Genomic DNA, 22567 nt, shown 5'->3' with positions numbered 1-22567 from the left:
GAGTCCGAAACAGAATTCGGACACGCCGAAATCCATCCCGATCAAGGGCCGTACAGGTAGTGAGTGCCGCCAAGAGGCGTGAGTTGTTGTCTCGGAACCGTGTCGGCCCCGTGGCAACTCGGAGAACACTACGCATCGGGTACACCCGTGTCAACCCGCCCCTGCTCCCACCCCGTTCGCCTCTTCCCGGCCCCTCAGTCCAGGTCCCGGAGCCGTCCGCCCGCGTCCGGCTGGGTGGTCTCGACCCGGCGGAGCAGCCGGGTGAGCATCTCCCCGAGCCGGCCGCGCTCCTCGCCGGAGAGGTCCTGGAGCAGTTCCTCCTCGAAGACCGTCGCCATGCGCATGGCCTCCAGCCACTTGGAGCGGCCCTCTTCCGTGAGGCCGACGATGACGCGGACCCGGTTGGTCTCGTCGCGCTCGCGGGTGACGAGCCCTTCCGCCACCATCCGGTCGATGCGGTGGGTCATCGCGGCGGGGGTGAGCCCCAGCCGCTTGGCCAGGTCGCCGGGGCCCAGGCGGTAGGGGGAGCCCGCGAGGACGAGGGCCTTGAGGACCTCCCACTCGGCGTTGCTGATGCCGAGCTCGCCGGTCTGGCGCCCGTAGGCGACGTTCATACGCCGGTTGAGGCGGCTGAGCGCCGAGACGACCTTCTCCACCTGCGGATCGAGGTCCTGGAACTCGCGCTGGTACGCAGCGATCTGCTCTTCGATGCTCGGCTCGGCCGAGCCAGGTGTATCGGGCATCCCCGCAGTATCGCACGACAGATTCGCGTTAAAGCCCTTCTACGTGTACTCTTTAGCTTCGAACTTTATTGTTGAAGTCTTCAGGCCTGGACCGTCCACGTCCGGCCTTCCACCTAGGGGGTGAGTGTGACCACCGCGATGGGCGCAGCACTGCGTCGGATCCAGCTGGGCAACGCGCTGAGCGCGTTCGGCAACGGCTTCACGATTCCGTTCCTGTTCATCTATGTGTCTCAGGTGCGGAATCTCGGTGCGAGCACGGCGGGCGTCGTGCTCGCGACGTTCGCCGTGGCCGCTCTTGTCGTGCTGCCCTTCACCGGCCGGGTGATCGACCGCCGGGGTCCGCTGCCTGTGGCCGTCGTGGGTGGTGCCGTCGCCGCCATCGGGTCCATGGGGCTGGGGCTTGCGGACGGCAAGGTGCTGGTCGTCGCCGCTGCGGCGGCGCTGGGCTCGGGCATGGCCGTGATCCAGCCGTCGCTGGCCACGATGATCGTGTGGTGCTCGACGACGACCACCCGGTCGCGGGCGTTCGCGATGCAGTTCTTCATGAACAACCTCGGTCTGGGCATCGGCGGTCTGATCGGCGGGCAGATCGTGGACACCTCGGACCCGTCGAGCTTCGTCCGGCTGTTCGCGATCGAGTCCGTGATGTGGCTGGTGCTCGGTGCGACGGTGGCGACCGTGCGGCTGCCGAAGGCGCCCAGGGTCGACGACGCGGTGCCGACCGTCCGGGACGAGCAGGACGCTCCGAACGGCTGGCGGACGCTGCTGGGCGACCGGGCCATGGTGCAGCTGTCGGTGCTCGGCTTCGTGATGTTCTTCGCCTGCTACGGGCAGTTCGAGTCGGGGCTCGCGGCGTTCGCCGTCGAGGTCACGCGGATCTCGCCCGCGACGCTCGGCATGGCCCTTGCGGCGAACACGGCGGCGATCGTGCTCACGCAGTTCGTCGTGCTGAAGCTGGTCGAGCGGCGCAGGCGCAGCCGGGTGATCGCGCTGGTCGGGCTGATCTGGACCGTTGCGTGGGTCGCGGCCGGGGTGTCCGGGCTCGTTCCGGGGGCGCACGGTGTGGCGACGGCGCTGCTGATCTCGACGTACGCGCTGTTCGGCATCGGTGAGTCCATGCTCGCCCCGACCCTGGGGCCGCTGGTGGCGGACCTGGCGCCGGCGCGGATGGTGGGGCAGTACAACTCCGCCTTCGCCCTGGTGAAGCAGCTGGCGATGGCGGTCGGTCCGGCGGCGGGCGGTCTGATCGCCGGTGCGGGGATGTACGCGGCGTACATCGTGATGCTGGTCGTGTGCTCGCTCGGGATCTCGCTCCTGGCGCTGCAGCTGGGCCGCCGGCTCACGGCGGCGCAGGACAACCCGGTGCGCACCGCGGTCGTGCGGCGCTCGGTGCCGGCCGAGAGCGTGGACGACCGGATGCCCGTATCCGTCTGACCGGTCTGACCGTACGGCGGGTGTCCGTACCCACTCTTCTGATACGCCTGTGGCCCGGAAACGTGAAGTTTCCGGGCCACAGGCGTCTCGTCGTGCGGGAGCACTCAAGGCGCATGTCCCGAGGGCAGCGCGAACTCGCACCAGACCGCCTTGCCGCCGCCCGGTGTGCGCCGTGAGCCCCATGACGAGGCGATGGTCGCGATGATCGAGATGCCGCGGCCGGCCTCGTCGGCGGGCTCCGCTCGGCGGCGGCGCGGCAGGTGGTCGTCGCCGTCGGTGACCTCGATGATCAGGCGGCGGTCGGTGCGGCGCAGCCGGAGCCGCATGGGGGGCGTGCCGTGCTGGAGGGAGTTGGCGACGAGTTCGCTGGCCGCCAGGACGCCCAGGTCACGCAGGTCGTTGGGGAAGCGCCAGCTGGCGAGGACGCCGGAGGCGAAGGCGCGGGCGCGGGGGGCGGCTTCGATGCCGCCGAGGAGTTCGAGTGCGGCGTTGTGGAAGAGCTCGGCGTCGTGGCCGGTGCGGGCGGGGTGCTGGAGGACGAGGACGGCGACGTCGTCGTCGTGCTCGGCGGTGACGCCGAGGGTGCGGATCAGGCGGTCGCACATGACCTGGGGCGATCCGGTGGCGCCGGCGAAGGCGCGCTCCAGTGCGGCGACGCCGTCGTAGATGTCCTCGCCGCGCCGCTCGACGAGGCCGTCCGTATAGAGGACGGCGCTGGAGCCGGGGACGAGCGGGACCGTGCCGGAGGTGTGCAGCCAGCCGCCGGTGCCGAGTGGGGGGCCGGTGGGTTCGGCGGCGCGGCGGACCGTGCCGTCGGGGTCGCGGACGAGGATGGGCAGGTGGCCCGCGGAGGCGTAGACGAGGCGGCCCTCATTGGGGTCGTGGACGGCGTATACACAGGTGGCGATCTGGGTGGCGTCGATCTCGGTGGCGAGGCCGTCGAGGAGCTGGAGGACCTCGTGGGGCGGGAGGTCGAGGCGGGCGTAGGCCCGTACGGCCGTGCGGAGCTGTCCCATGACGGCGGCGGCGCGGACGCCGCGGCCCATGACGTCGCCGATGACGAGGGCGGTGCGGCCGGCGCCGAGGGTGATGACGTCGTACCAGTCGCCGCCGACGGCGGTGTCCTTGCCGCCGGGTTGGTAGGTGGCGGCGACGCGGAGGTCGTCGGGCTGTTCGAGCTCCTGGGGGAGCAGGCTGCGCTGGAGGGTGACGGCGGCCTCGCGCTGGCGGCGCTCGCTGGCGCGCAGCCGCTCGGCGGCCTCGACCTGGTCGGTGACGTCGGCGGCGAAGACGAGGACGCCGGAGCGGCCGGGCTCGCTGCCGTCGGCGACCTGGATCGGGGAGCAGGTGAAGGTGTAGTAGCCGTGCCGGGCGTCGGCCGTGACCACGCGGCGGGACTTGACCGTGCGGGGCTTGCCGCTGCGCAGGACCTGGTCCATCAGCGGGAGCAGGCCGAGCTCCTGGAACTCGGGGAGGGCGTCGCGGGCGGGGGCGCCGGGGGTGCGGGGGCCGAAGAGTGCGGCGTAGGCGTCGTTGACGTAGGCGATGCGGTGGTCGGGGCCGTGGACGACGGCGACGAGGGCGGGGACCTTGCCGAGGATGTCGTGGACGGGCAGCCCGTCGAGCGCGGGGACGGGGGCTGCGCCGGGCTCGCTGCCGGCCCCGGGCGGGCTCTCGGCGCGGGCGGCGGGGACGGAGCCGCCCGTGCCGGCCGCGGCGGGCACGGGTTGTGAGGGCGTGGCAGAGGTGCGTTCGGCGCGCGCCGCTGCTCGGCGCTGTGTTCCGGGGAGCCGGGCGCTCCAGCGGGTGAAGTTCACTGAGGATTACCTCGCGGAGTCGTTCCGGATCAGCTCGGCGACGTGGGGTGGCTGAGCCGTGTGCCCGGCTCGGGGGCGCGGTCGGCGGTGCGGGGGCCGGGCCCCTGGGGAGTGCAGCAAACGTCCGAAACCTCATGATTGTTACTCTTCGCAAGCACGAACCCACTCATGGTCACACGTCCAGTGTGGCCGACGGGACCGACATCCGTCAGACGCCGGGCCACGCGGAGGAGTTCCGTGCTCCTGCCGCCGTATGTCACCTGCTTCAACTCGCTTCCGGGTGACGCCCGGTGCCCGCCGCGAGTTCGAATTCGGCGCGGGGGTGTTCCAGCGAGCCGAGCGAGACGATCTCACGTTTGAACAGTCCGGCGAGGGACCATTCGGCGAGGATGCGTGCCTTGCGGTTGACGGTGGGGACGCGGCTGAGGTGATAGGCGCGGTGCATGAACCAGGCGGGATAGCCCTTGAGCTTCTTTCCGTAGACCTGTGCGACGCCCTTGTGGAGTCCGAGCGAGGCGACGGAGCCGACGTACCGGTGGCGGTATTCCTGGAGGGGCTTGCCGCGCAGTGCGGCGAGGACGTTGCCGGCGAGGACCCTGGCCTGGCGGACGGCGTGCTGGGCGTTGGGGGCGCACTCGGTGCCGGGCCGTTCGGCAGTGAGGTCGGGGACGGCGGCCGCGTCTCCGGCCGACCAGGCGTGTTCGACGCCTTCGACCCGCAGCTCGGCCGTGCACCTGAGCCGGCCGCGCTCGGTGAGGGGCAGGCCGGTGGCGGCGAGGACCGGGTGCGGTTTGACGCCGGCGGTCCACACGAGCGTGCGGGTGGGCAGGCGCGAGCCGTCGCTGAGCACGGCGATGCGGTTCTCGCAGGAGTCGAGCCGGGTGCCGAGGCGGACGTCGATGTTGCGGCCTCGGAGCTCCCGGACGGCGTAGCGGCCCATCTCCGCGCCGACTTCGGGCAGGATCCGGTCCGTTGCCTCGACGAGGACGAACTTCAGGTCGTCGGGGCGGAGGTTGTGGTAGTAGCGCGCGGCGTAGCGGGCCATGTCCTCCAGCTCGGCGAGGGCCTCGACGCCCGCGTAGCCGCCGCCGACGAAGACGAAGGTGAGGGCGGCGTCGCGGACCTGGGGGTCGCGGGTGGAGGAGGCGATGTCCATCTGTTCGAGGACGTGGTTGCGCAGGCCGATGGCCTCCTCGACGGTCTTGAAGCCGATGCCGTGGTCGGCGAGGCCGGGGACCGGGAGGGCGCGGGAGACGGAGCCGGGCGCGAGGACGAGTTCGTCGTAGGGGATGTCGACCGTGCCGGTGCCCTCCTCCTCGGCGGCGAGGGTCTTGACGGTCGCGGTACGCGCGGCGTGGTCGACGGCCGTGGCCTCGCCGACGACGATCCCGCAGTCGCCCAGGGTGCGGCGCAGGGGGACGACGACGTGCCGGGGCGAGATGGACCCGGCGGCGGCCTCGGGGAGGAAGGGCTGGTAGGTCATGTACGCCTCGGGGTTGACCACCACGATCTCGGCCTCGCCGCGCCTGACCTCCCGTTGGAGACGCAGTGCGGTGTACATGCCCACGTAGCCGCCGCCGACCACCAGAATGCGCGCCGGTTCCTTCGCCAAGGCTGCCCCTTCATGGTCCTCTTCGTGGTCCTCGCGCCCTGCACCTCCCCCGCGCTCCTACCCATGACGCACCCGCGGCCGGGGTTTGTCCACAGGCCCTGCGAAATGTACGACCGGTGCCGGAGCTGATCCCTCCGTCCGAACGCCCTGCTGAGGGCATACATATGCGCAGGTCAGAGGGGCTACGGCGGGGCGGCGGGGGTGTGCGGAGGCGGAGCGGACCGGGCCCGTACTCCAATCGGGGACGGGCTGTGCGGAACTACCCCCTTCTTTCTTGACCGGGGCTCAACTATGTTCGTACTCCGTCGGGGTGTCGAGACGCGCCCCGGCAGTCAGGGCGGGGAGTCTCCGGGGGGAGACGTCATAACCGGGGGAACGTATGCACATTCAGAGCTCTCATTGGTCTGCGTCCGCTGCTGTAGCGACGCCTGACGGCGCTTCCGGGCGCAACACGCCGCTGCGCGTGGACGCCCAGCGCAATCTCGAGCATGTCCTGCGCGCGGCTCGCGAGGTCTTCGGCGAGCTGGGGTACGGGGCGCCCATGGAGGACGTGGCGCGCCGGGCCCGGGTCGGTGTGGGGACGGTGTACCGCCGGTTCCCGAGCAAGGACGTCCTGGTCCGGCGGATAGCCGAGGAGGAGACGGCACGGCTGACCGAGCAGGCGCGGACGGCGCTGGGGCAGGAGGACGAGCCGTGGTCGGCGCTGTCCCGGTTCCTGCGCACGTCGGTGGCGTCGGGCGCGGGCCGGCTGCTCCCGCCGCAGGTCCTGCGGGTCGGGGTGGACGTCGAGTCCGAGGAGGCCCGGACGGGCCAGGAGCGGCTGCAGCCGCACGTGCAGCCCGGCGCACCGGAGCGGCCGGTGCACGACCGGCAGGTCGCGGACCGGTCGGCGGTGGACCGGGCGCGGGTGCCGCAGCAGCGGCAGCCGGGGGTCGCCGGCGGTCAGTTGCACGAGCTGCGGCTGGTCGAGCAGCGGCCGTCCGCGGCCGAGGAGCGGAGCGACGCAGGCGCGGCGGCCCTGCTGGACGTCGTCGGCCGGCTGGTGGAGCGGGCCCGCTCCGCGGGTGAGCTGCGCCCCGACGTGACGGTGGCGGACGTCCTGCTGGTGATAGCCACGGCGGCGCCTTCGCTGCCGGATGCTGCGCAGCAGGCTGCGGCGTCCTCGCGACTGCTGGACATCCTGCTCGAGGGGCTCCGTTCGCGTCCCGTGGCGTGATCGCGCGCGTACCTGCGTCGCCGTCGCACATCGGCACTGCACTCGGAAGAGGGGAAGGCCGTTCACCCGGCCTTCCCCGAACGGGTGAGCACCTGGGCTCTCGTGTGCGAGTGATCCTCGGACGAGTGGTTGCTGTTCCGGCTCTGCCGTAAATGCACCCCTGTGTGCCAGTCTTGCCCGGAGTACGGGTGTGCAGGCGTGTACAGGAGCCTCCGCTATGGGAGTTGACGGGCGGGAAGAACGGCGCGGGAGAGACGAGGCGGACGAACCGCCTGATGCTCGTGCGCCCGGACATCGGGAGCAGCGGGCTCATGTGCCCGGCCAGGGCCGGGCGTTGCCGCCCGGTTCCTCCGGCGCCTCGGGGTCTGCCCTCTCTCCCCCGGCGCTGCCTCCCGGGCCGTCGACAGACGGTCCGTCCGCTGCCGGCACGGGAGTTCCGCAGCAGCGGGACGGTGCGGAGCTGCCGCCGTCGGACCTGGAGCTGGTCGCGCAGATGCGCAGCGGCGAGGGGACGGCGTACGAGGAGCTGTACCGGCGCCATGCCGATGCGGTCCGCCGCTACGCCAGGACGTGCTGCCGTGACGAGCACACCGCGGAGGACCTCACCCACGAGGTGTTCGCCCGCACCCTGCAGGCCGTGCAGGGCGGGGCGGGACCGGAGACGGCGGTCCGCGCGTATCTGCTGACCACCGTGCGCCGGGTCGCGGCGGCCTGGGCGCGGACGGTCAAGCGGGAGCAACTGGTCGAGGATTTCGCGGTCTTCTCCTCGTCCGCCGAGCGCAGGCCGAGCGCCGCCGACGAGGACACGCTCGATCTCGGCGCGGACGTACGGGCCATGCAAGAGGCCGAGGAGTCGCTGGCCGTGCAGGCGTTCCGCAGCCTGCCGGAGCGGTGGCAGACGGTGCTGTGGCACACCACCGTGGAGGAGGAGCCGCCGAGCGAGGTGGCTCCGCTGCTGGGGCTGTCGGCCAATGCGACGGCCGTCCTCGCGCTCCGCGCCCGCGAGGGGCTCAAACAGGCCTATCTGCAGGCCCACGTGAGCACCTCGCTCACCTCCGGCGGCGACTGCGCGCAGTACGCCGACCGGCTCGGCGCCTACGCGCGGGGCCGGCTGCGGACGCGGGCCGAGCGCGGGATGCGCAGGCACCTGGAGAGCTGTGCGCGGTGCCGCACGGCCGCGCTGGAGGTCGCGGACGTCAACGCACGGCTGCGGTCGCTGCTGCCGGTGGCGGTCGTCGGCTGGTTCGCGGCGGGGTATTCGCTCAAGGCCGCGGCGGGGCTTGCGGCGGGTGCAGCAGGTGCGACGGGCGCCGCGGCGTCGGCCTCGGCGGCCGGCGGGAGCAGTGCGGGGTCGGGCGCGGGTTCGGGGAGTGGCGCGGCGGCGTCGCTGAAGCTCGGCATTGCGGTCGGGGCCGTGCTCACCGCGGGCGGTGTGATGGCGTACGCGCTGGTGGGCGGTTCACCCGCACCGGCGGAGAGCCCTCGGGCCGTCCGGGCGGCGACGGCCGCTCCGGCGATGCCGGCACCCGAGTCGGAGCCGCCGGAGCGGCCGTCGCCGAGCCCGACGTGGGGATCCGTGGCGATGGCGCCCGCGGTGCGCCCGTCCTCGACGCCGTCGTCGCGTGCCGAGCGGGCGCGTGCCTCGGCATCCGCCACGCCCCGGGCGACGCCGAGCGCCAGGCCGTCGGTTCCCCTGTTGCGCCCCACGCCGTCCCCGACGCCCTCGCTCTCCGTCGGCCCCTCCTCCCCGCCCGCCGGGCTCCCGGTGGTCCACCGGCTCGACGGGCTGACCTACGAGGACATCGGTGACGGCACCAAGCCGGAGATCCGGCTGGCCGACAGCGACTGGCTGTGGCAGCGCCAGGGCCTGCGGGTCGGCGGCAGGGAGTACCGCGACGGGGTGAGCGTGCACGCGGACTCGTCGGTGGCCATCGAACTGAACCGGTCCTGCCGGACGTTCGACGCGGTGGCAGGCGTCGACGACATGACGATGGGGTTCGGTGCGGTCCGGTTCTCCGTGTACGCGGACGGCGAGCGCCTGTGGAACTCCGGGGTGGTGCGAGGCGGGGATCCGGGCGTCCCGGTGCGTGTGCCGCTGACGGGCCGGCAGACGATCCGGCTGACCGTTGAGCCGGTTTCGGCGGCCGACCGGGCCGCCGTTGCGGATTGGGCGTTGGGGAGACTGACGTGTGACTGAGCAGTCCGGTCGGCCGTGGTTGCTCGCGCCCACGCGACGGAGCCGCATATTGAGCAGAGTCCCGCGCCCCTATGGTGCGCGGGCGTCTACGCCCCCCAGTGCCCCGGCCGCACCAGCCCGCCCGGCAGCTTCGTCGCCGCGTCGCCCTTGGCCGCGTTCAGCTGCGGCTGGGTGAGGAAGAAGGCGCCGGTCAGATCCGCGCCGGAGAGATTCGCATCGCGCAGGTCCGCCCCGATGAGGTCCGCGCTGCGCAGGTCCGCGCCCGTGAGGTCCGCGGCGATGAGGTAGGCGCCGCGCAGATTGGCACCGCGGAGGTCGGCGCCCTTCAGGCGGGCGCCCATGAGGTCCGCTCCGCGGTGGTTCTTCGCCTTCCGGCCCATCGCTCCCCGCACCAGCTCGCTGGTGCGCAGCAGCAGTACGTTGACGTCCTGCCGGTGGGCCGCGACGTCCAGCTCGCGCAGCGCCTCGGGGCTCTGTCCGGCGAGCCGCTCGGTCGTGGCGAGCAGCGTGCGGAGGTCGGCGTGCACCGGCCGGGCGGCCGGAAGCGTCAGCGCTTCCGTCAGGTACCAGAGCAGTTCGTGCAGCTGCCGTACGACGGGGAAGACCGCGAACATCTGCTCAGCGGTCCCCCGGTCCTGCCGCCAGTCGCGTCCGCCGAAGGTGTCCTGGGAGACCTTCTGGCCCGCGCCGAAGCAGTCGTAGACGGTGCAGCCGGGGAAGCCCTTGTCGCGGAGGCGGGCGTGGATGCCGCAGGTGAAGTCCGTCTGCAGGTTGGAGCAGGGCTTGCCCGCGTCCTTGGTGACCGCGAAGTCCGCGGAGGCGACGAACGGCAGCGCGACGCAGCACAGCCCGAAGCAGTTGCCGCAGTCCCCCTGCAGGACGGCGAGCGCGGTCCGGTCGGCTTCGGGGGCCGTCCTGTGGTCCGCGCGCCGGTCCACACGCTCCAGGAAACGTTTCTCCTGACGTTCCGGATGTTCCGGACGCTCCGAGCGCCCAGAACGCTGCTTCCCGCCCCGCTTCGCCGGGCGCTCCGGGCGCCGTCGCTCCGGACGCTCCGGACGTTTCTCCGCACGTCTCTCGGACACTGTTCCCGTTCCTGTCCCTGTTCCCCGTGAATCCCACGGCCGCCCGGCGGCCGCACCTTCCATTCTGGGACCGGCGTCAAATCCCGGGCCTCGGGGTCACCGTCACCCCGCCCGCCACGGCGCGCTGCCGGGGCGCGGACGGGCCCGTCCAGCAGGTGCCGCGGCGCGCGAGCAGGCGGCGCAGCCACAGCTCCATGGAGACCAGGTCAGCGAGGCCGTCCAGGGGCAGCGCCTCCCCGCCCGCCGCCCCGCGCAGCGCACTGCGGACGACGCGGGCCTCGACCAGTCCCGCGTCCGCGAGGAGCGGGGTGTCGAAGAGGGCGAGCAGCGAGCTGAGGGAGGTGTGGAGCCCGGCGCGCACGGCCGCCGCGTGGGAGGCGTGGGAGGTGGCGCCCCAGCCGACCGGCAGGTCCCGTATTCCGGCACCGGCCAGGACCGCGCGCAGGACCGAGGCGCGCGCCCCTGGCTGTACCCGGAGCGCCTCGGGGAGCGCGCGGCAGGCCCGTACGACCTGGTTGTCGAGGAAGGGGGTGTGCAGTCGCTGGCCGCGGATCTCCGTGGCCTGTTCGAAGACGCGGTGGTCCGCCGCATAGCGGGCGAGAGCGGCCGCGGCGCGCCGTTCGCCGGGGCGTTGCTGCAGTGCTGCGGGACGGACGGCCGTGCCGTGCAGGCGAACCGATACTTCGGCGAGGGCCTCTCCGGTCAGCCAGCGTGCGGCCGGTCCGGGCCGTACCCAGGTGAGCGCGGCGAGCGAGGCGTCGACGGCTCCCGGCGTCCCGCTGCCGGGGCCCGCCGCTCCCGTCGGCCGGAGCAGCCGTGCTGCTGCCTCTTCCAGTCCTTCCCGGTACGTCATCCGCGCCAGTCGCCGTGCCGCCCGGTAGACGGTGAACGGGACGAAGAGCGAGTGTGCGGAGGGACCGTCGGCGCGGGCCAGTGCGGAGACCGGCCGGAGCAGGTGACGCCTGCGGCGGTCCATCAACAGGTCGGCCAGACGTGCCGGATGAGCGTCAAGTACTTGTCGGGCGCCGTGTCCGACGAAGTGGTCCGCACTGCCGGCCGCCAGTCGTCGGCGGTGACGTTCGGCGGTGACGAGCGAGGGGCCCGGCTCATCGGTCAGCGGGCCGCGGTCGAGCTCGGCGTACGGGAGGGCCTCGGCACCGGCAGCGACGACCACGTGGTGCAGCCGCGGGTTCGCGGCGAGGGTGCGGGCGCGTTCGAGCTCGGCCTCGCGGGTGCGGACGGGGCCGCCGGTCAGGTCGTTGAAGGTGACGGCCAGGAGGCGCTCGCCGGTGCCGCTGCCGTGTCCGAGCGGTGTGCCGGGCATGCCGGGCAGCCCGGCGGCGAGCAGGGCGAGCGTCGCGGAGGCGCTGCCGCCGGAGAGGTCCGCGCCGATCCCGGGGGCCGGCCCGCTGCCGCGCGCGGTGCGCCGGAAGGTGGGGCCCATGCCGGGTACGGGCCCGGGGTCGCGGTCGCGGTCACGGTCGCCGAAGGGGTACGCGGGAGCGTGCCGCGGAGCGGCGAACCGGGCCCGTACAGCCTCGACGAGCGCGTCCCGCACGCCCGACACCGCCTGTTCGATGCCGAGTTGGGGGGCGGCGACGGCCAACGATGCCTGGGGTTCGTAGCCGGTGACCTCCCGCGCGCCGTCGCGCAACACGAGCGCGTGTCCCGGGGGCATGCGCCGCACGCCCGCGTAGGGGGTGCCGTCGCCGAGCGCCTCCGGGGAGTCGGGGCAGGCGAGCAGCGCGGCGAGGTGCCCGACGTCGAGCTGGGCCTCGACGAGGTCGGCGAGCGGGAGCGCGGCGGTGGCGTAGGCGGTGCCGCCGGCCCAGGAGGTGTGGAAGACGGGCCGGGCGCCGGCCAGGTCGCCGACGACGGTCAGGCGGCGGCCGACCTGGGCGACGGCGGTGTAACTGCCGGGCCAGGCGGTCAGATGCCGCAGTGCGCCGCCGCGGGCGGCGAGCAGTCCGCTGCGCAGGGCGTCGTCGCTCGCGCCGCACCGGCCGAGCACGGCGAGGCGGGTGAGGGAGGCCCCGGCGTGGACGACCCGGATCTCGTCGGGCCGCCAGTCGCCGACGGCCCACAGCGGAGCCGGTCCGTCCCACAGGAGTTGGGCGCCCACGGGCTGCACCGGTCCCGCCTCGGTCTCGTGCGGCGCGGCCCCGTTCCCGGCTCCGGAGGCGGTGCAGCTCCACCCCACCAACCAGCGCATTGCCGCCTCCACAGGCTGTGGACAACCAACAGGTAGCAGTCATCATGCACAGCGAAGCGGCGGTTTCGACATCCGGAAGACGACACCTGGACGCACCTGTAATGCAGCGCGGCTGCCAACTCGCCTGAAAGCGGGGTGAAGTACCGCACCGTCACGGCCGTGCACGGGCCATGCTGCCACGGGTAGAGGCCGCGCCCGCACTCGTACGCGCGTGTCCCCGAACGCCCGGTGCGGTCGGTTCCGGCCAAAATCGGGCCGTCCGCTTATCGGGGATTCAGGGGGGCGCACTCGGGCAAGTGCTTCCACAGGCGGCACCGGTACGGCACCGACTGCCGTGCTGCGCAAGGCGATGGCCGCCGTGCGCCGCCGCACGAGGGCATCCGGGACGTCGCAGGCCCGCGTCCGGACGGAGGTCCGGCAGATGTCCGACAGGCCCGTAATGTGACAGTCCGGGAGGCGCTGACCACCTCCCGGACCGTTCCGCCGCCCGCGGGGAATGAGGCGGCGGCTTCCCCCAGCCCACTGGATCCAATTGCAGCGGGCCAACCCACGCTCCTCCATGGAACCGCTCCCGCAATGGCGCGGACAGAGCGCACGGCGGGCGCACGGCCACACACAACCGGAGCACGTGCCCCTCGATGCACGCACATACGGGCCTGAATCTCGCCATCCGGGACAACACCTCTTAACGGTCGGGATGCGGGGAACTACGCTGGGTTTACGAATGCCCCGTGCCTATGCCGGGGCGGGCGCCGTGTCGTCGAGGGGTGCGCATGTCCAGGGAGCCGCGCGGACCGAACGAGAAGCTGGGCACCGTTCTCGCCCTCGCAGGGATCAGCAACGCCGGCCTGGCCCGACGGGTCAACGACCTTGGTGCGCAGCGGGGTTTGACCCTTCGCTACGACAAGACCTCCGTCGCCCGCTGGGTGTCCAAGGGCATGGTCCCGCAGGGCGCCGCCCCCCATCTGATCGCCGCCGCGATAGCGGGCAAGCTCGGCCGCCCGGTCCCACTGCACGAAATCGGCCTCGCCGACGCCGATCCCGCGCCGGAGGTGGGGCTCTCTTTTCCGCGCGATGTCGGCCAGGCAGTGCGCAGTGCCACCGAGCTCTACCGGCTGGATCTCGCCGGTCGCCGTGCAGGCGGGGGCATTTGGCAGAGCCTGGCCGGTTCCTTCTCCGTCAGCGCGTACTCCACGCCCGCCTCGCGCTGGCTGATATCCCCTGCCGACAGCTCGGTCGCCCGCGAGCCCCTCCAGGTCGTCAGGGAGGGCGGGACGAGCAGCAACGGCAGCAGCGGCAACGGCAGTGCGTCCGGCGCCGGAGGTTCCGGCCCGGACTGCGGTTTAGTGCAGCGTGTCGGCCACAGCGACGTGACGAAACTGCGCGAGGCGGCGGACGAGGCCCGCCGCTGGGACTCCAAGTACGGTGGCGGCGACTGGCGTTCGTCGATGGTTCCGGAGTGCCTGCGGGTGGACGCGGCACCATTGCTGCTCGGTTCGTACAGCGACGAGGTCGGCCGCGCCCTGTTCGGCGCCTCCGCCGAACTCACCCGGCTCGCCGGGTGGATGGCCTTCGACACCGGCCAACAGGAGGCCGCACAGCGCTACTACATCCAGGCGCTGCGCCTGGCCCGGGCGGCCGCCGACGTCCCGCTCGGCGGCTACGTGCTGGCGTCGATGAGCCTGCAGGCCACCTACCGCGGTTACGCGGACGAGGGCGTGGACCTCGCACAGGCCGCCCTCGAACGCAACCGCGGCCTGGCCACGGCCCGCGCCATGAGCTTCTTCCGGCTGGTCGAGGCGCGCGCCCACGCGAAAGCGGGGGACGCGGCCGCCTGCGGGGCGGCGCTCAAGGCCGCCGAGGGCTGGCTGGAGCGGTCCCGCCCGGGCGACGCGGACCCGTCCTGGCTCGACTTCTACACCCAGGAGCGGTTCGCCGCCGACGCCGCCGAGTGCTACCGCGACCTGCGCATGCCCCGCCAGGTGCAGCGCTTCACCGAACAGGCGCTGGCCCGTCCCACGGAGGAGTACGTGCGCTCGCACGGCCTGCGGCTGGTGGTGTCGGCCGTGGCCGAGCTGGAGTCGGGCAACCTGGACGCGGCCTGCGCCGCGGGAGCGAGGGCGGTGGAGGTCGCCGGGCGGATCTCGTCGGCGCGCACGACCGAGTACGTGCGCGACCTGCTGCACCGCCTGGAGCCGTACGGCCACGAGCCGCGGGTGGTCGAACTGCGCGAGCGGGCACGGCCGCTGCTGGTCGCCCCGGCGTGACGGGGCGGCCCACCGGCGCCCGGCGGGTGATTGAACGGAGGCCGGAGCGGGAACCCCAGGTCATGGCCGTACGTCAGCAAGATCGGTGACCGGGTTTCGGCCCATTGTCAGTGGCACACGTCATCATGGGAACCGTGGGCGCGGGGACGGGCACGGTTCGGACTCGGGACGGTCGCGGGGAGGTGGCGTGATGGCGGCGGCGTACGACTGCGATGTGCTGGTCGTCGGGGGCGGGATCGTGGGCCTGTCGACGGCGTATGCGCTCACGCGCACCGTGCCGGGCACGCGCGTCGTCGTGCTGGAGAAGGAGAGCGGGCCGGCCCGCCACCAGACGGGCCGCAACAGCGGAGTGATCCACAGCGGGATCTACTACCGCCCCGGCTCGCTCAAGGCGAGGTTCGCGGTGCAGGGCGCCGCGGAGATGGTGAAGTTCTGCGCCGAGCACGGCCTGCCGCACGAGGTCACGGGCAAGCTGATCGTCGCCACGGAGCACGCGGAGCTGCCCCGCCTGCACGCCCTGGTCCAGCGCGGCCGGGAGAACGGCATCCCCGTCCGCGAGCTGGGCCGCGCCCAGCTCGCGGAGTACGAGCCGCGGGTGCGGGGCCTCGGCGCCATCCACGTCGGCACGACGGGCGTGTGCGACTTCGGCGCGGTGGCGGAGCGGCTGGCCGCACTCGCGGAGGATGCGGGGGCGTCCGTGCGGTACGGCGCGAAGGTGCGCGTGATCGGCCGACGCGGCGCGGCGGTCGCGGTGCGCACGGCGCAGGGCGAGGTGCTGCGGGCGCGGGCCCTGGTCAACTGCGCGGGGCTGCACAGTGATGCGGTGGCCCGGATGGCGGGCGACGATCCGGGGGCGCGGATCGTCCCGTTCCGCGGCGAGTACTTCGAGCTGCGCCCGGACCGTGCGGACCTGGTCCGCGGCCTGGTCTACCCGGTGCCGGACCCGGCCTTCCCGTTCTTGGGCGTCCACCTCACCCGCGGCATCGAGGGCCATGTGCACGTGGGTCCGAACGCGGTGCCCGCTCTCGCGCGCGAGGGCTACGCCTGGCATGTGGTGCGCCCGTCGGAGCTGGCGGGGACGCTCGCCTACCCCGGCACCTGGCGGACAGCAAGGCGCCACTGGCGGTACGGGGCGGGCGAGGTGCAGCGCTCCCTGTCGAAGCGCGCCTTCACGGAGGCGGTGCGGCGCCTCCTCCCGGAGGTGACGGAGGACGACCTGATACCGGCCCCGTCCGGGGTCCGGGCCCAGGCGGTGCTGCGGGACGGGACGCTGGTGGACGACTTCCTGTTCGCGGAGTCGCCGCGGATGGTGCACGTACTGAACGCCCCGTCGCCGGCGGCGACGGCGTCGCTGCCGATCGGGCGCGAGGTGGCGCGGAGGGTGCTGGAGCAGCTTCAGGGGCGCCCCTGAAAGGGGCGCGGGGAACTGCGCGAGCAACCACAACCGACCCGCGGCTGACACCCAGTACTCACCGCGCAGGCGCGTAGACCCGCACGTAGTCGACCACCATCTGGTTGGGGAACGGAGTTCCCCCGTCCGGCGCACCGGGCCAGTCCCCGCCGACCGCGAGGTTGAGCAGCAGATAGTGCGGGTGGTCGAACACCCACCGCTGCCCCCGCCGCAGCTGCCCCGACCGGGCCGTCCCGTACGCCTTGCCGTCCAGCAGCCACGTCACCTTCCCCGGGCTCCAGTCCACCCGGTACGTGTGGAAGTCGTCGGACAGGCTCCCCCCGTGCAGGCTCAGGTGCTGTTCGAGCCCCTTCGCCACGTACCCGGGGCCGTGCACTGCTCCGTGCACGGTGCACGGCTGGTGCCCGAGCACCTCCATCACGTCGATCTCGCCGTTCCCGGGCCAGGCGACCCGGTCGACGTTGGCCCCGAGCATCCAGAAGGCGGGCCACATCCCCTTGCCCTTCGGGACCTTGATCCGCGCCTCGAAGCGCCCGTAGGCCTGGGAGAACCTGCCCTTGGTCGTGATCCGCCCGGAGGTGATGTCGCAGGGCCCGACCGTGCAGTGCATCCACGGCAGCCGTTCACGCCGCGCGCTGATCACGAGATGGCCGTCGCCGTCCAGGGACACGTTCTCGTGCCGGTCGGTGTAGTACTCCCACTCGTGGTTGCCCCACTGCGGTTCGGCGCCGCGGTCGAAGCTCCATTTGGCGGGGTCGGGCCCTCGGTAGGCGGGCCCGCGGAACTCGTCCGCCCAGACGAGCCGCCAGTCGCCGCGCTCGCGCGGGGCGGCGGCGTCGTCGCGGGAGCCGGCGGCGGGCTGCCCGACGTGGCAGCCGGAGAGCAGGCCGGCGGTGACGAGAAGCGTCAGCGCCGAGAGCCGGGCGGCAGCGGGCAGGAGGCGCGGTCCGGTGCGCCGTCTCGTATGCCGTTCCGTATTCCGTCTCGTACGCGACGTCGAGCGTGCTGTCATACGCGATGTCGTGCGTGATCTCGTGCCCGTTCTCGTACGCGATCTCGTGCGCGGTCTCATGCGGATGTCCGTCTCGTGCGGGTGCGTGCGCCCTGGCGGGCCGAACGAGAAGGATCGTAAAAGCTGACATATCAGACTTTGGGTGCCGACACGGCGAGCCCGGCTCCGAGTGCCCCGTGCGGCTGTCCGCCTGTGTCCGCAGCCGGGCTCCGTCGCCCGGTCCGGGCCCAATGACCCGGGACGCCCCGGACCCCGCGCCCGTAGACTGGCAGGACTGTGTCCGAGAACCTCACCCCCACCCAGTCCGCGCCCGTCCCGGCCCAGGCCCCCGCCCACGCGGACCGGCCCCGCAGGGACCGGTCGGAGCCGATGTTCCCCGACGGCCCGGCGGCGGACCCGGCGGGTTCGCACCACGAGCGTCGCATCCGCTCGTTCCAGCCGCGCCGCAGCCGGGTCACGCCCGGCCAGGGCGAGGCGCTGCGCCGCCTGTGGCCCACGTGGGGCCTCGACATCGACGGCCTCAGCCGGCTGGACCTCGGCGAGCTCTTCGGCGACCCGGCCCTGCCCGTCGTCCTGGAGATCGGCTTCGGCATGGGCGAGGCCACGGCGCAGATGGCGGCGGCCGACCCCGGCACCGGCATCCTGGCCTGCGACGTCCACACCCCCGGCCAGGGCAACCTGCTGAACCTCGCCGAGCGCAACGGCCTCACCAACGTCCGCGTGGCGAACGGCGACGCGATCATCCTCCTCCGCGAGATGCTCGCCCCCGACTCCCTCGCCGGCATCCGCGTCTACTTCCCGGACCCCTGGCCCAAGAAGCGCCACCACAAGCGCCGCCTGATCCAGCCGGAGTTCCTGAGCCTGGCCGCGACACGTCTCGCGCCGGGTGCGCTGCTGCACTGCGCGACGGACTGGGAGCCGTACGCGGAGCAGATGCTGGAAGTCCTGGCGGCGGCGCCGGAGTTCGAGAACACCCAGGCCGACGGCGGCTTCGCCCCGCGCCCGGAGTTCCGCCCGCTGACCCGCTTCGAGGGCCAGGGCCTGGACAAGGGCCACGTGGTCCACGACCTGCTGTTCCGCCGCAAGGCGTCGTAGAGGGGTCGCAGGGGCGTCCCACGGGGTGGCACCTTCGTTAGGGTCAATGGGTGCATGAGTCCCTGCCCCCGTACCCGCAGCAGCCGCCCCAGCCCCCGCCGGGGGGTGTCCGGCACTACCGGCCCCGCCGGGCCCTGTGGGACACCCTCTGGGACAACAAGGCGGTCCGCGCGGGCGGACTGATCCTCCTGCTCGCGCTCTGCGGCCTGATCATCCTGGCCCTGGTGCGCGAGCAGACCGGCACGGAGGGCTTCCTCGTCGGCCTCGGCCTGGCCGTCCTGCCCGTGCCGCTGCTGATAGCGGCCTTCCGCTGGATGGACCGCGTCGAGCCCAAACCCTGGCGCAACCTGGCCTTCGCCTTCGCATGGGGCTCCTGCGCGGCCACCCTCGTCGCGATCCTCGCGAACGGCTTCGCGACGAAGTGGCTCATGAACACCATCGACGTCGCCGACCGCGCGAGGGCCGCGGGATGGGGCGCCACGTTCGTGGCCCCGGTGGTGGAGGAGAGCGCGAAGGCGGCAGCCGTCCTCCTCCTCTTCGTCTTCCGCCGCCGCGACTTCAACGGCCTCCTCGACGGCGTCGTCTTCGCCGGCCTCACGGCCACGGGCTTCGCCTTCACCGAGAACATCCTCTACCTCGGCAACGCCTTCGCCTCCGACCAGAGCTTCGGCCACGAGGGGTTGCCGTCGACGACGGCGGCGACGTTCTTCGTGCGCGTGCTGATGTCCCCCTTCGCGCACCCCCTCTTCACGTCGATGACGGGCGTGGGCTTCGGCATAGCGGCGTCGCTCGCGCCGCGCCGACGAGCGCTGAGGATCGCCGTCCCCGTCCTGGGCCTCCTGACGGCCATGACCCTGCACGGCATCTGGAACGGCTCGGCGAGCCTGCCCGGCCTGGGCTTCCTGGCCGTCTACGCCCTGTTCATGGTCCCGGTCTTCGGCCTCCTGACGTGGCTGACGATCTGGTCCCGCCAGAACGAACTCCGCACGATCCGCACCCACTTGCCTGCGTACCAGGCGGCGGGCTGGCTGACATGGCCGGAGCCACTGGCCCTCTCCTCGATGCGCGCCCGAGGCATAGCCCGCGACACGGCCCGCCGCCAGGGCGGCGCCCCGGCGGCGCGCGTCGTGGCGGAGTACATATCCTTCGCGACTTCTCTGGCGTTCCTGCGCCAGCGCGCGTACCGGGGGGTGGGGCTGGGGGATTTCGGGGTGCGGGAGCAGGAGTTGCTGCACCACTTGTGGGTGCGGAGGGAGGTCGCCCAGCCGGCGCTGGCTTTGGCGGCGGGGGTGGGGGTTGCGGCGGGCCCGGTGGCGCCCATGCCGTACGGGGCGGGGGCGGCGCCTTGGGGGTGGCCGGGGGCGTACGGGGCGGGGTGGCCGCCGCGTTGACCACGGTGTACGGGTAATGAGCCCCCCGGTGCGCAGGCACGTTCTGCTCCTGCCTCGGGAAGGAATGGCTGCACTGCGACATCAACCCGTGTGTCGGGCCAACAAGGGTTCCGGGACGCTCGACAAGATGGCTGGCTCTTGGGGGCCGCGGTGAGCGAAGTGGAGATCCTCGCGGGCGCGAGTGCACAGCACGAAAAAGCGAAGACGCGCCTCCACGCTGGTCGAGTCCTCGGTGTACGCGTCCAAGTCCGGCACGAATACGCTGTCGAACTCCAAGCCCTTCATACTGGCCGTGCTCACGATCCGGATTGGCCGCGTTGAGAAGTCAACGGTGTCCCGGTATCGATCATCGTGCACATAAGCCTGGGTGTGCTTCGCAAGCCCGAGGTGCGTGAGTTCACTCTGGATGTCCCGTAGCAAATGGGTCGACCTGCAGATGATTCCGATGCTTCGCTCCGGATACGCGTTGAAGTACTGGGAAACTCCAGTGGCAAAACGCTCCAGGGAGGGAACCTTCAACACGGTGGGTGTATGGCCGACGCGTGTCGGCAAGGGAATATCGCTCCCGGCCTCCACGCGAAACTCGTTCGCCAGCATTGAGATCTCCCGACTGTTCCGCCGGTTCTCGCGGAGCACGGTTGGATTGGTCCGTATGCCGAGTGCCCGGCATATCTCGGACACGGTGCTCTGATCGTCGTCGATCCGCTGGTTCTCGTCTGCGCATACGGTGACGCCGAGACCGAGGATTCGGCACCACTGATAGAAAGCGACGGGCAGGTTCTGGCCCTCGTCGATCACCAGATGTGCAGTCGACCCGACGCTCTGCAGGACGCAGGCTCGCTGCATCTCGATCCAGTCGTAGCACCAACCTTCCTCGTCGGTCTGTGGTGGGTCAGACCGGAAATGCCGGCGCCAGAAATCTTTGATCCACCGATGGTAGGTGGTGACGTTGAGAGCTTCCGTAAGGTCCGGTGCCAATTGTGCGAGGTACTGGTGCAGCAGATTGGAGCGCGTGAAGAGGGCGACATGGCGACCAGCGGTTGCCAGCGCCCAGGCTCGGTAGACGGCCATCACCGTCTTTCCGGCGCCAGGTTCACCGGTGATGACGTGGCTTCCATGGAACGGAAGATCGATGACAGCCTGTTGCTCGATCTCGAGGTCGAGAAGGGAAGGGATCTTCATGATAGATCGACAGCTCCGGCCGACTCCTCGAGCGCTGCCTGGACTACCTCCCTGAAGAATCCCGGAACCTCGCCATCACCGATCAACAGCGTTCTGTCCAACAGGGAGTTATCGATTTCACAGCACGTCTCGGGAAGAAGCGTGCACGCGTGGCAGGCAGCACGGTTGAGGTTTGCCAGTGACCTACCGGTCGAGTCGGCGCACAGAGGGTCCTGTGAGCACCACAGTGCCGATTCGAGTAGCCGGATCAAAGTCTCGGCAAGGTTTGGCGGTTGACCCTGGCGAACGATTCCACCCAGCGTCCCTTCTGCATCCCCGGCGGCCGTGTAGATGAACACGCCAGCCTGGGGTGGAAGATCACTGTCCGGGTAGTGGCTTCGGGCGTAAACGCGTTCCCGTAGTGAGGCTGCGTTGTAACCGCAGTCATACGAGAGTTGGCGGATGAAGTGGTGGGCCAAGGTATGCAACATCACGAATCGCGGGAGAAGCACCGGGCCCGTCTTCCCTCTGAGGCGATCGGCCTTGAAAGAAGCGTCCAGGTTGCGCTCGATGCGTCGTGTCCAGTTGTGTACCGACCGAAGATTCTCCCAGTCGCTCAAACGGTCCTCGTCGACAGCGATGAAGATTCCTTCACCGTAGGTCTCTACGGCGGGCAGCCATCCGGTCCGGCCCTGCTTGTTAACCGACACGACGCGGCCACCTTCGCCCTCTTCGCCGTCGCCCGAGCTGGGCTCGTAACGCGTGAATCCTTCGAGCGCGCGCACCTCGCGTACCCGGTCCGCGATGACGACCCCGGAGACACGGACAGCCAGCTCCTGCATGGACTCAGCGGCGTCGTGACCGATCCCGAGGTGGGTTCGACGTACTGAGAACGTCTTCGAATTTGCCACGGAGCCCGATTCGGAAAAGGCCATCCATTCGGCGATGCTCAGGTCATCGTCCGAGTCAGCCGCAGACGGCACTGCAGCAGCTTCGTCGGTGCGGCGGCGTCGCAGAGTTTCCACGAATGCCTCCGGGACCTCGCACTGGTCGGCGATCACAAATCTGAGGTGATCGGAACTCGGGCCACCGTCCGCACTGTTGAAGTACGGCCACATCGGGTGGTTGACGACCCTTTGGGCCAATCCGTCGTCCTCGGAAATCCCCGCAGGCGCGGGGATGTCGAGCGCCGAGTGCGTGATCGGGAAGTACACGTTGGAGGCGCCGCGCTGTACCGCGTGTGGTGTTTCCTCGCAAGGATCCGCCTCGTCGGTCTCAGGCTGCCAGGGGTGGGTTCCGGGACATGGCAGGCCCGTCTGCTTGAGGATGTTCTTCTGGCTGATGCCCGCCAGGCTCCGTCCGGCCCGGCAGACGGCACAGACGACGCGCAGGGCTTCCAACCCGGAGGATTCAGGCGTGGCGACGAACTGAAGCCGGTGTCGGACCTGGCATTGCCGCTGATCAGGCCCTTCGCTCTTGGAATGAGCCCATAGATGCCAGTTGATGTCCGCCATATGGCCTGCCCTGCACACCTGGATGAAGCGCATCGGGGCCAGTTGCGGCTTCCCCGGGCAACGCGCGCAGGTCGGCTGCTTGTCCCGTACCTCACGGCCTGGGTGCCAGAGCTGCATTTCTCTGCACTGAGGGCAGAAGAGCCACTTGGGGAAACGTACGTACGAGGGTCCGATGCGGGTCGCGTATGCAGCCTTTCCGGACGGGATGACAGGAGCTGAGCGGAACCCCGCAACCCTCAACTTCGCTGCAAGCCTTGGCGATTCCACCTGCTCAGCGCTCGCCGCCCAACTCCGGGTATCGGCGGCCACGAATGATTCGCCTCGGAGATCGATGATCCCGCCGACGCCGAAGGGGACGATGGCCTGAGCCCGGCGGACTTTGCGACGAATATCTTTCACT

Annotated in this window: 15 protein-coding genes; 7 read left to right on the top strand and 8 right to left on the bottom strand. The window is 71.5% G+C overall.

All coding sequences use genetic code 11. From position 1 onward, the window contains the following. Nucleotides 1-194: 194 nt before the first annotated feature. Nucleotides 195-743 carry a MarR family winged helix-turn-helix transcriptional regulator gene (locus tag ACLHRZ_RS16390; protein WP_490419154.1) on the bottom strand — a complete coding sequence of 183 codons (549 nt, stop codon included), beginning with the start codon at nt 741-743 and terminating at the stop codon, nt 195-197. Nucleotides 744-869: 126 nt separating this feature from the next. On the opposite strand from ACLHRZ_RS16390, the gene ACLHRZ_RS16385 reads away from it, so the two are divergent. After that, on the top strand, nt 870-2177 hold the full coding sequence (locus ACLHRZ_RS16385) for an MFS transporter (RefSeq protein WP_490419166.1): 1308 nt from the start codon (nt 870-872) through the stop codon (nt 2175-2177). A 104-nt stretch (nt 2178-2281) separates the two neighbouring features. On the opposite strand, the gene ACLHRZ_RS16380 is transcribed toward ACLHRZ_RS16385, so the two are convergent. Continuing rightward, complete coding sequence (locus ACLHRZ_RS16380) at nt 2282-3994, bottom strand: ATP-binding SpoIIE family protein phosphatase (RefSeq protein ID WP_490419153.1); 1713 nt, start codon at nt 3992-3994, stop codon at nt 2282-2284. 265 nt (nt 3995-4259) lie between these two features. Then, a complete protein-coding gene (locus ACLHRZ_RS16375; RefSeq protein WP_490419152.1) occupies nt 4260-5606 on the bottom strand; it encodes an NAD(P)/FAD-dependent oxidoreductase in 1347 nt (448 codons plus the stop codon). Between the two features lie 379 nt (nt 5607-5985). Here ACLHRZ_RS16375 and ACLHRZ_RS16370 point away from each other — a divergent pair, with 379 nt between their 5' ends. Together ACLHRZ_RS16370 and ACLHRZ_RS16365 are read left to right on the top strand one after the other, a co-directional pair. After that, complete coding sequence (locus ACLHRZ_RS16370) at nt 5986-6822, top strand: TetR/AcrR family transcriptional regulator (protein ID WP_490419151.1); 837 nt, start codon at nt 5986-5988, stop codon at nt 6820-6822. Between the two features lie 217 nt (nt 6823-7039). Beyond that, nucleotides 7040-9019 (top strand): sigma-70 family RNA polymerase sigma factor, encoded by a 1980-nt coding sequence (locus ACLHRZ_RS16365; protein ID WP_490419150.1) that lies wholly within the window; start codon nt 7040-7042, stop codon nt 9017-9019. 86 nt (nt 9020-9105) lie between these two features. On the opposite strand, the gene ACLHRZ_RS16360 is transcribed toward ACLHRZ_RS16365, so the two are convergent. Then, nucleotides 9106-9957, bottom strand: coding sequence for a pentapeptide repeat-containing protein (locus ACLHRZ_RS16360; RefSeq protein WP_490419149.1), 852 nt, complete (start codon nt 9955-9957; stop codon nt 9106-9108). 223 nt (nt 9958-10180) lie between these two features. Continuing rightward, nucleotides 10181-12316 carry an asparagine synthase-related protein gene (locus tag ACLHRZ_RS16355; RefSeq protein ID WP_490419148.1) on the bottom strand — a complete coding sequence of 712 codons (2136 nt, stop codon included), beginning with the start codon at nt 12314-12316 and terminating at the stop codon, nt 10181-10183. Nucleotides 12317-13089: 773 nt separating this feature from the next. On the opposite strand from ACLHRZ_RS16355, the gene ACLHRZ_RS16350 reads away from it, so the two are divergent. Beyond that, the gene (locus tag ACLHRZ_RS16350) at nt 13090-14583 is read left to right on the top strand and encodes an NsdA family TPR-like regulatory protein (RefSeq protein WP_490419147.1); all 1494 of its coding nucleotides are present in this window, start codon (nt 13090-13092) and stop codon (nt 14581-14583) included. 190 nt (nt 14584-14773) lie between these two features. Further along, nucleotides 14774-15994 (top strand): L-2-hydroxyglutarate oxidase, encoded by a 1221-nt coding sequence (gene lhgO, locus ACLHRZ_RS16345; RefSeq protein WP_490419146.1) that lies wholly within the window; start codon nt 14774-14776, stop codon nt 15992-15994. Nucleotides 15995-16052: 58 nt separating this feature from the next. Here the strand turns inward: lhgO and ACLHRZ_RS16340 are convergent, their stop codons facing one another. Next, nucleotides 16053-17006 (bottom strand): glycoside hydrolase family 16 protein, encoded by a 954-nt coding sequence (locus ACLHRZ_RS16340; RefSeq protein ID WP_490419145.1) that lies wholly within the window; start codon nt 17004-17006, stop codon nt 16053-16055. Between the two features lie 276 nt (nt 17007-17282). On the opposite strand from ACLHRZ_RS16340, the gene trmB reads away from it, so the two are divergent. Next, a complete protein-coding gene (gene trmB, locus ACLHRZ_RS16335) occupies nt 17283-18101 on the top strand; it encodes a tRNA (guanosine(46)-N7)-methyltransferase TrmB (RefSeq protein WP_490419144.1) in 819 nt (272 codons plus the stop codon). Nucleotides 18102-18151: 50 nt separating this feature from the next. Then, the gene (locus tag ACLHRZ_RS16330; RefSeq protein WP_490419143.1) at nt 18152-19492 is read left to right on the top strand and encodes a PrsW family intramembrane metalloprotease; all 1341 of its coding nucleotides are present in this window, start codon (nt 18152-18154) and stop codon (nt 19490-19492) included. Nucleotides 19493-19573: 81 nt separating this feature from the next. Here ACLHRZ_RS16330 and ACLHRZ_RS16325 read toward each other — a convergent pair whose 3' ends face one another. Both ACLHRZ_RS16325 and drmB read right to left on the bottom strand, forming a co-directional pair. Continuing rightward, nucleotides 19574-20674, bottom strand: coding sequence for a DEAD/DEAH box helicase (locus ACLHRZ_RS16325; RefSeq protein ID WP_490419142.1), 1101 nt, complete (start codon nt 20672-20674; stop codon nt 19574-19576). Beyond that, a complete protein-coding gene (gene drmB / locus ACLHRZ_RS16320) occupies nt 20671-22566 on the bottom strand; it encodes a DrmB family protein (protein WP_490419141.1) in 1896 nt (631 codons plus the stop codon). Before drmB ends, ACLHRZ_RS16325 begins: the two co-directional genes overlap by 4 nt. Between the last annotated feature and the right edge of the window lies 1 nt (nt 22567).

The sequence above is a fragment of the Streptomyces sp. AM25 genome (assembly GCF_058146165.1).
The sequence above is the reverse complement of the archived record's forward strand: the minus strand, read 5'-3'. Positions and strand labels throughout refer to the sequence as shown.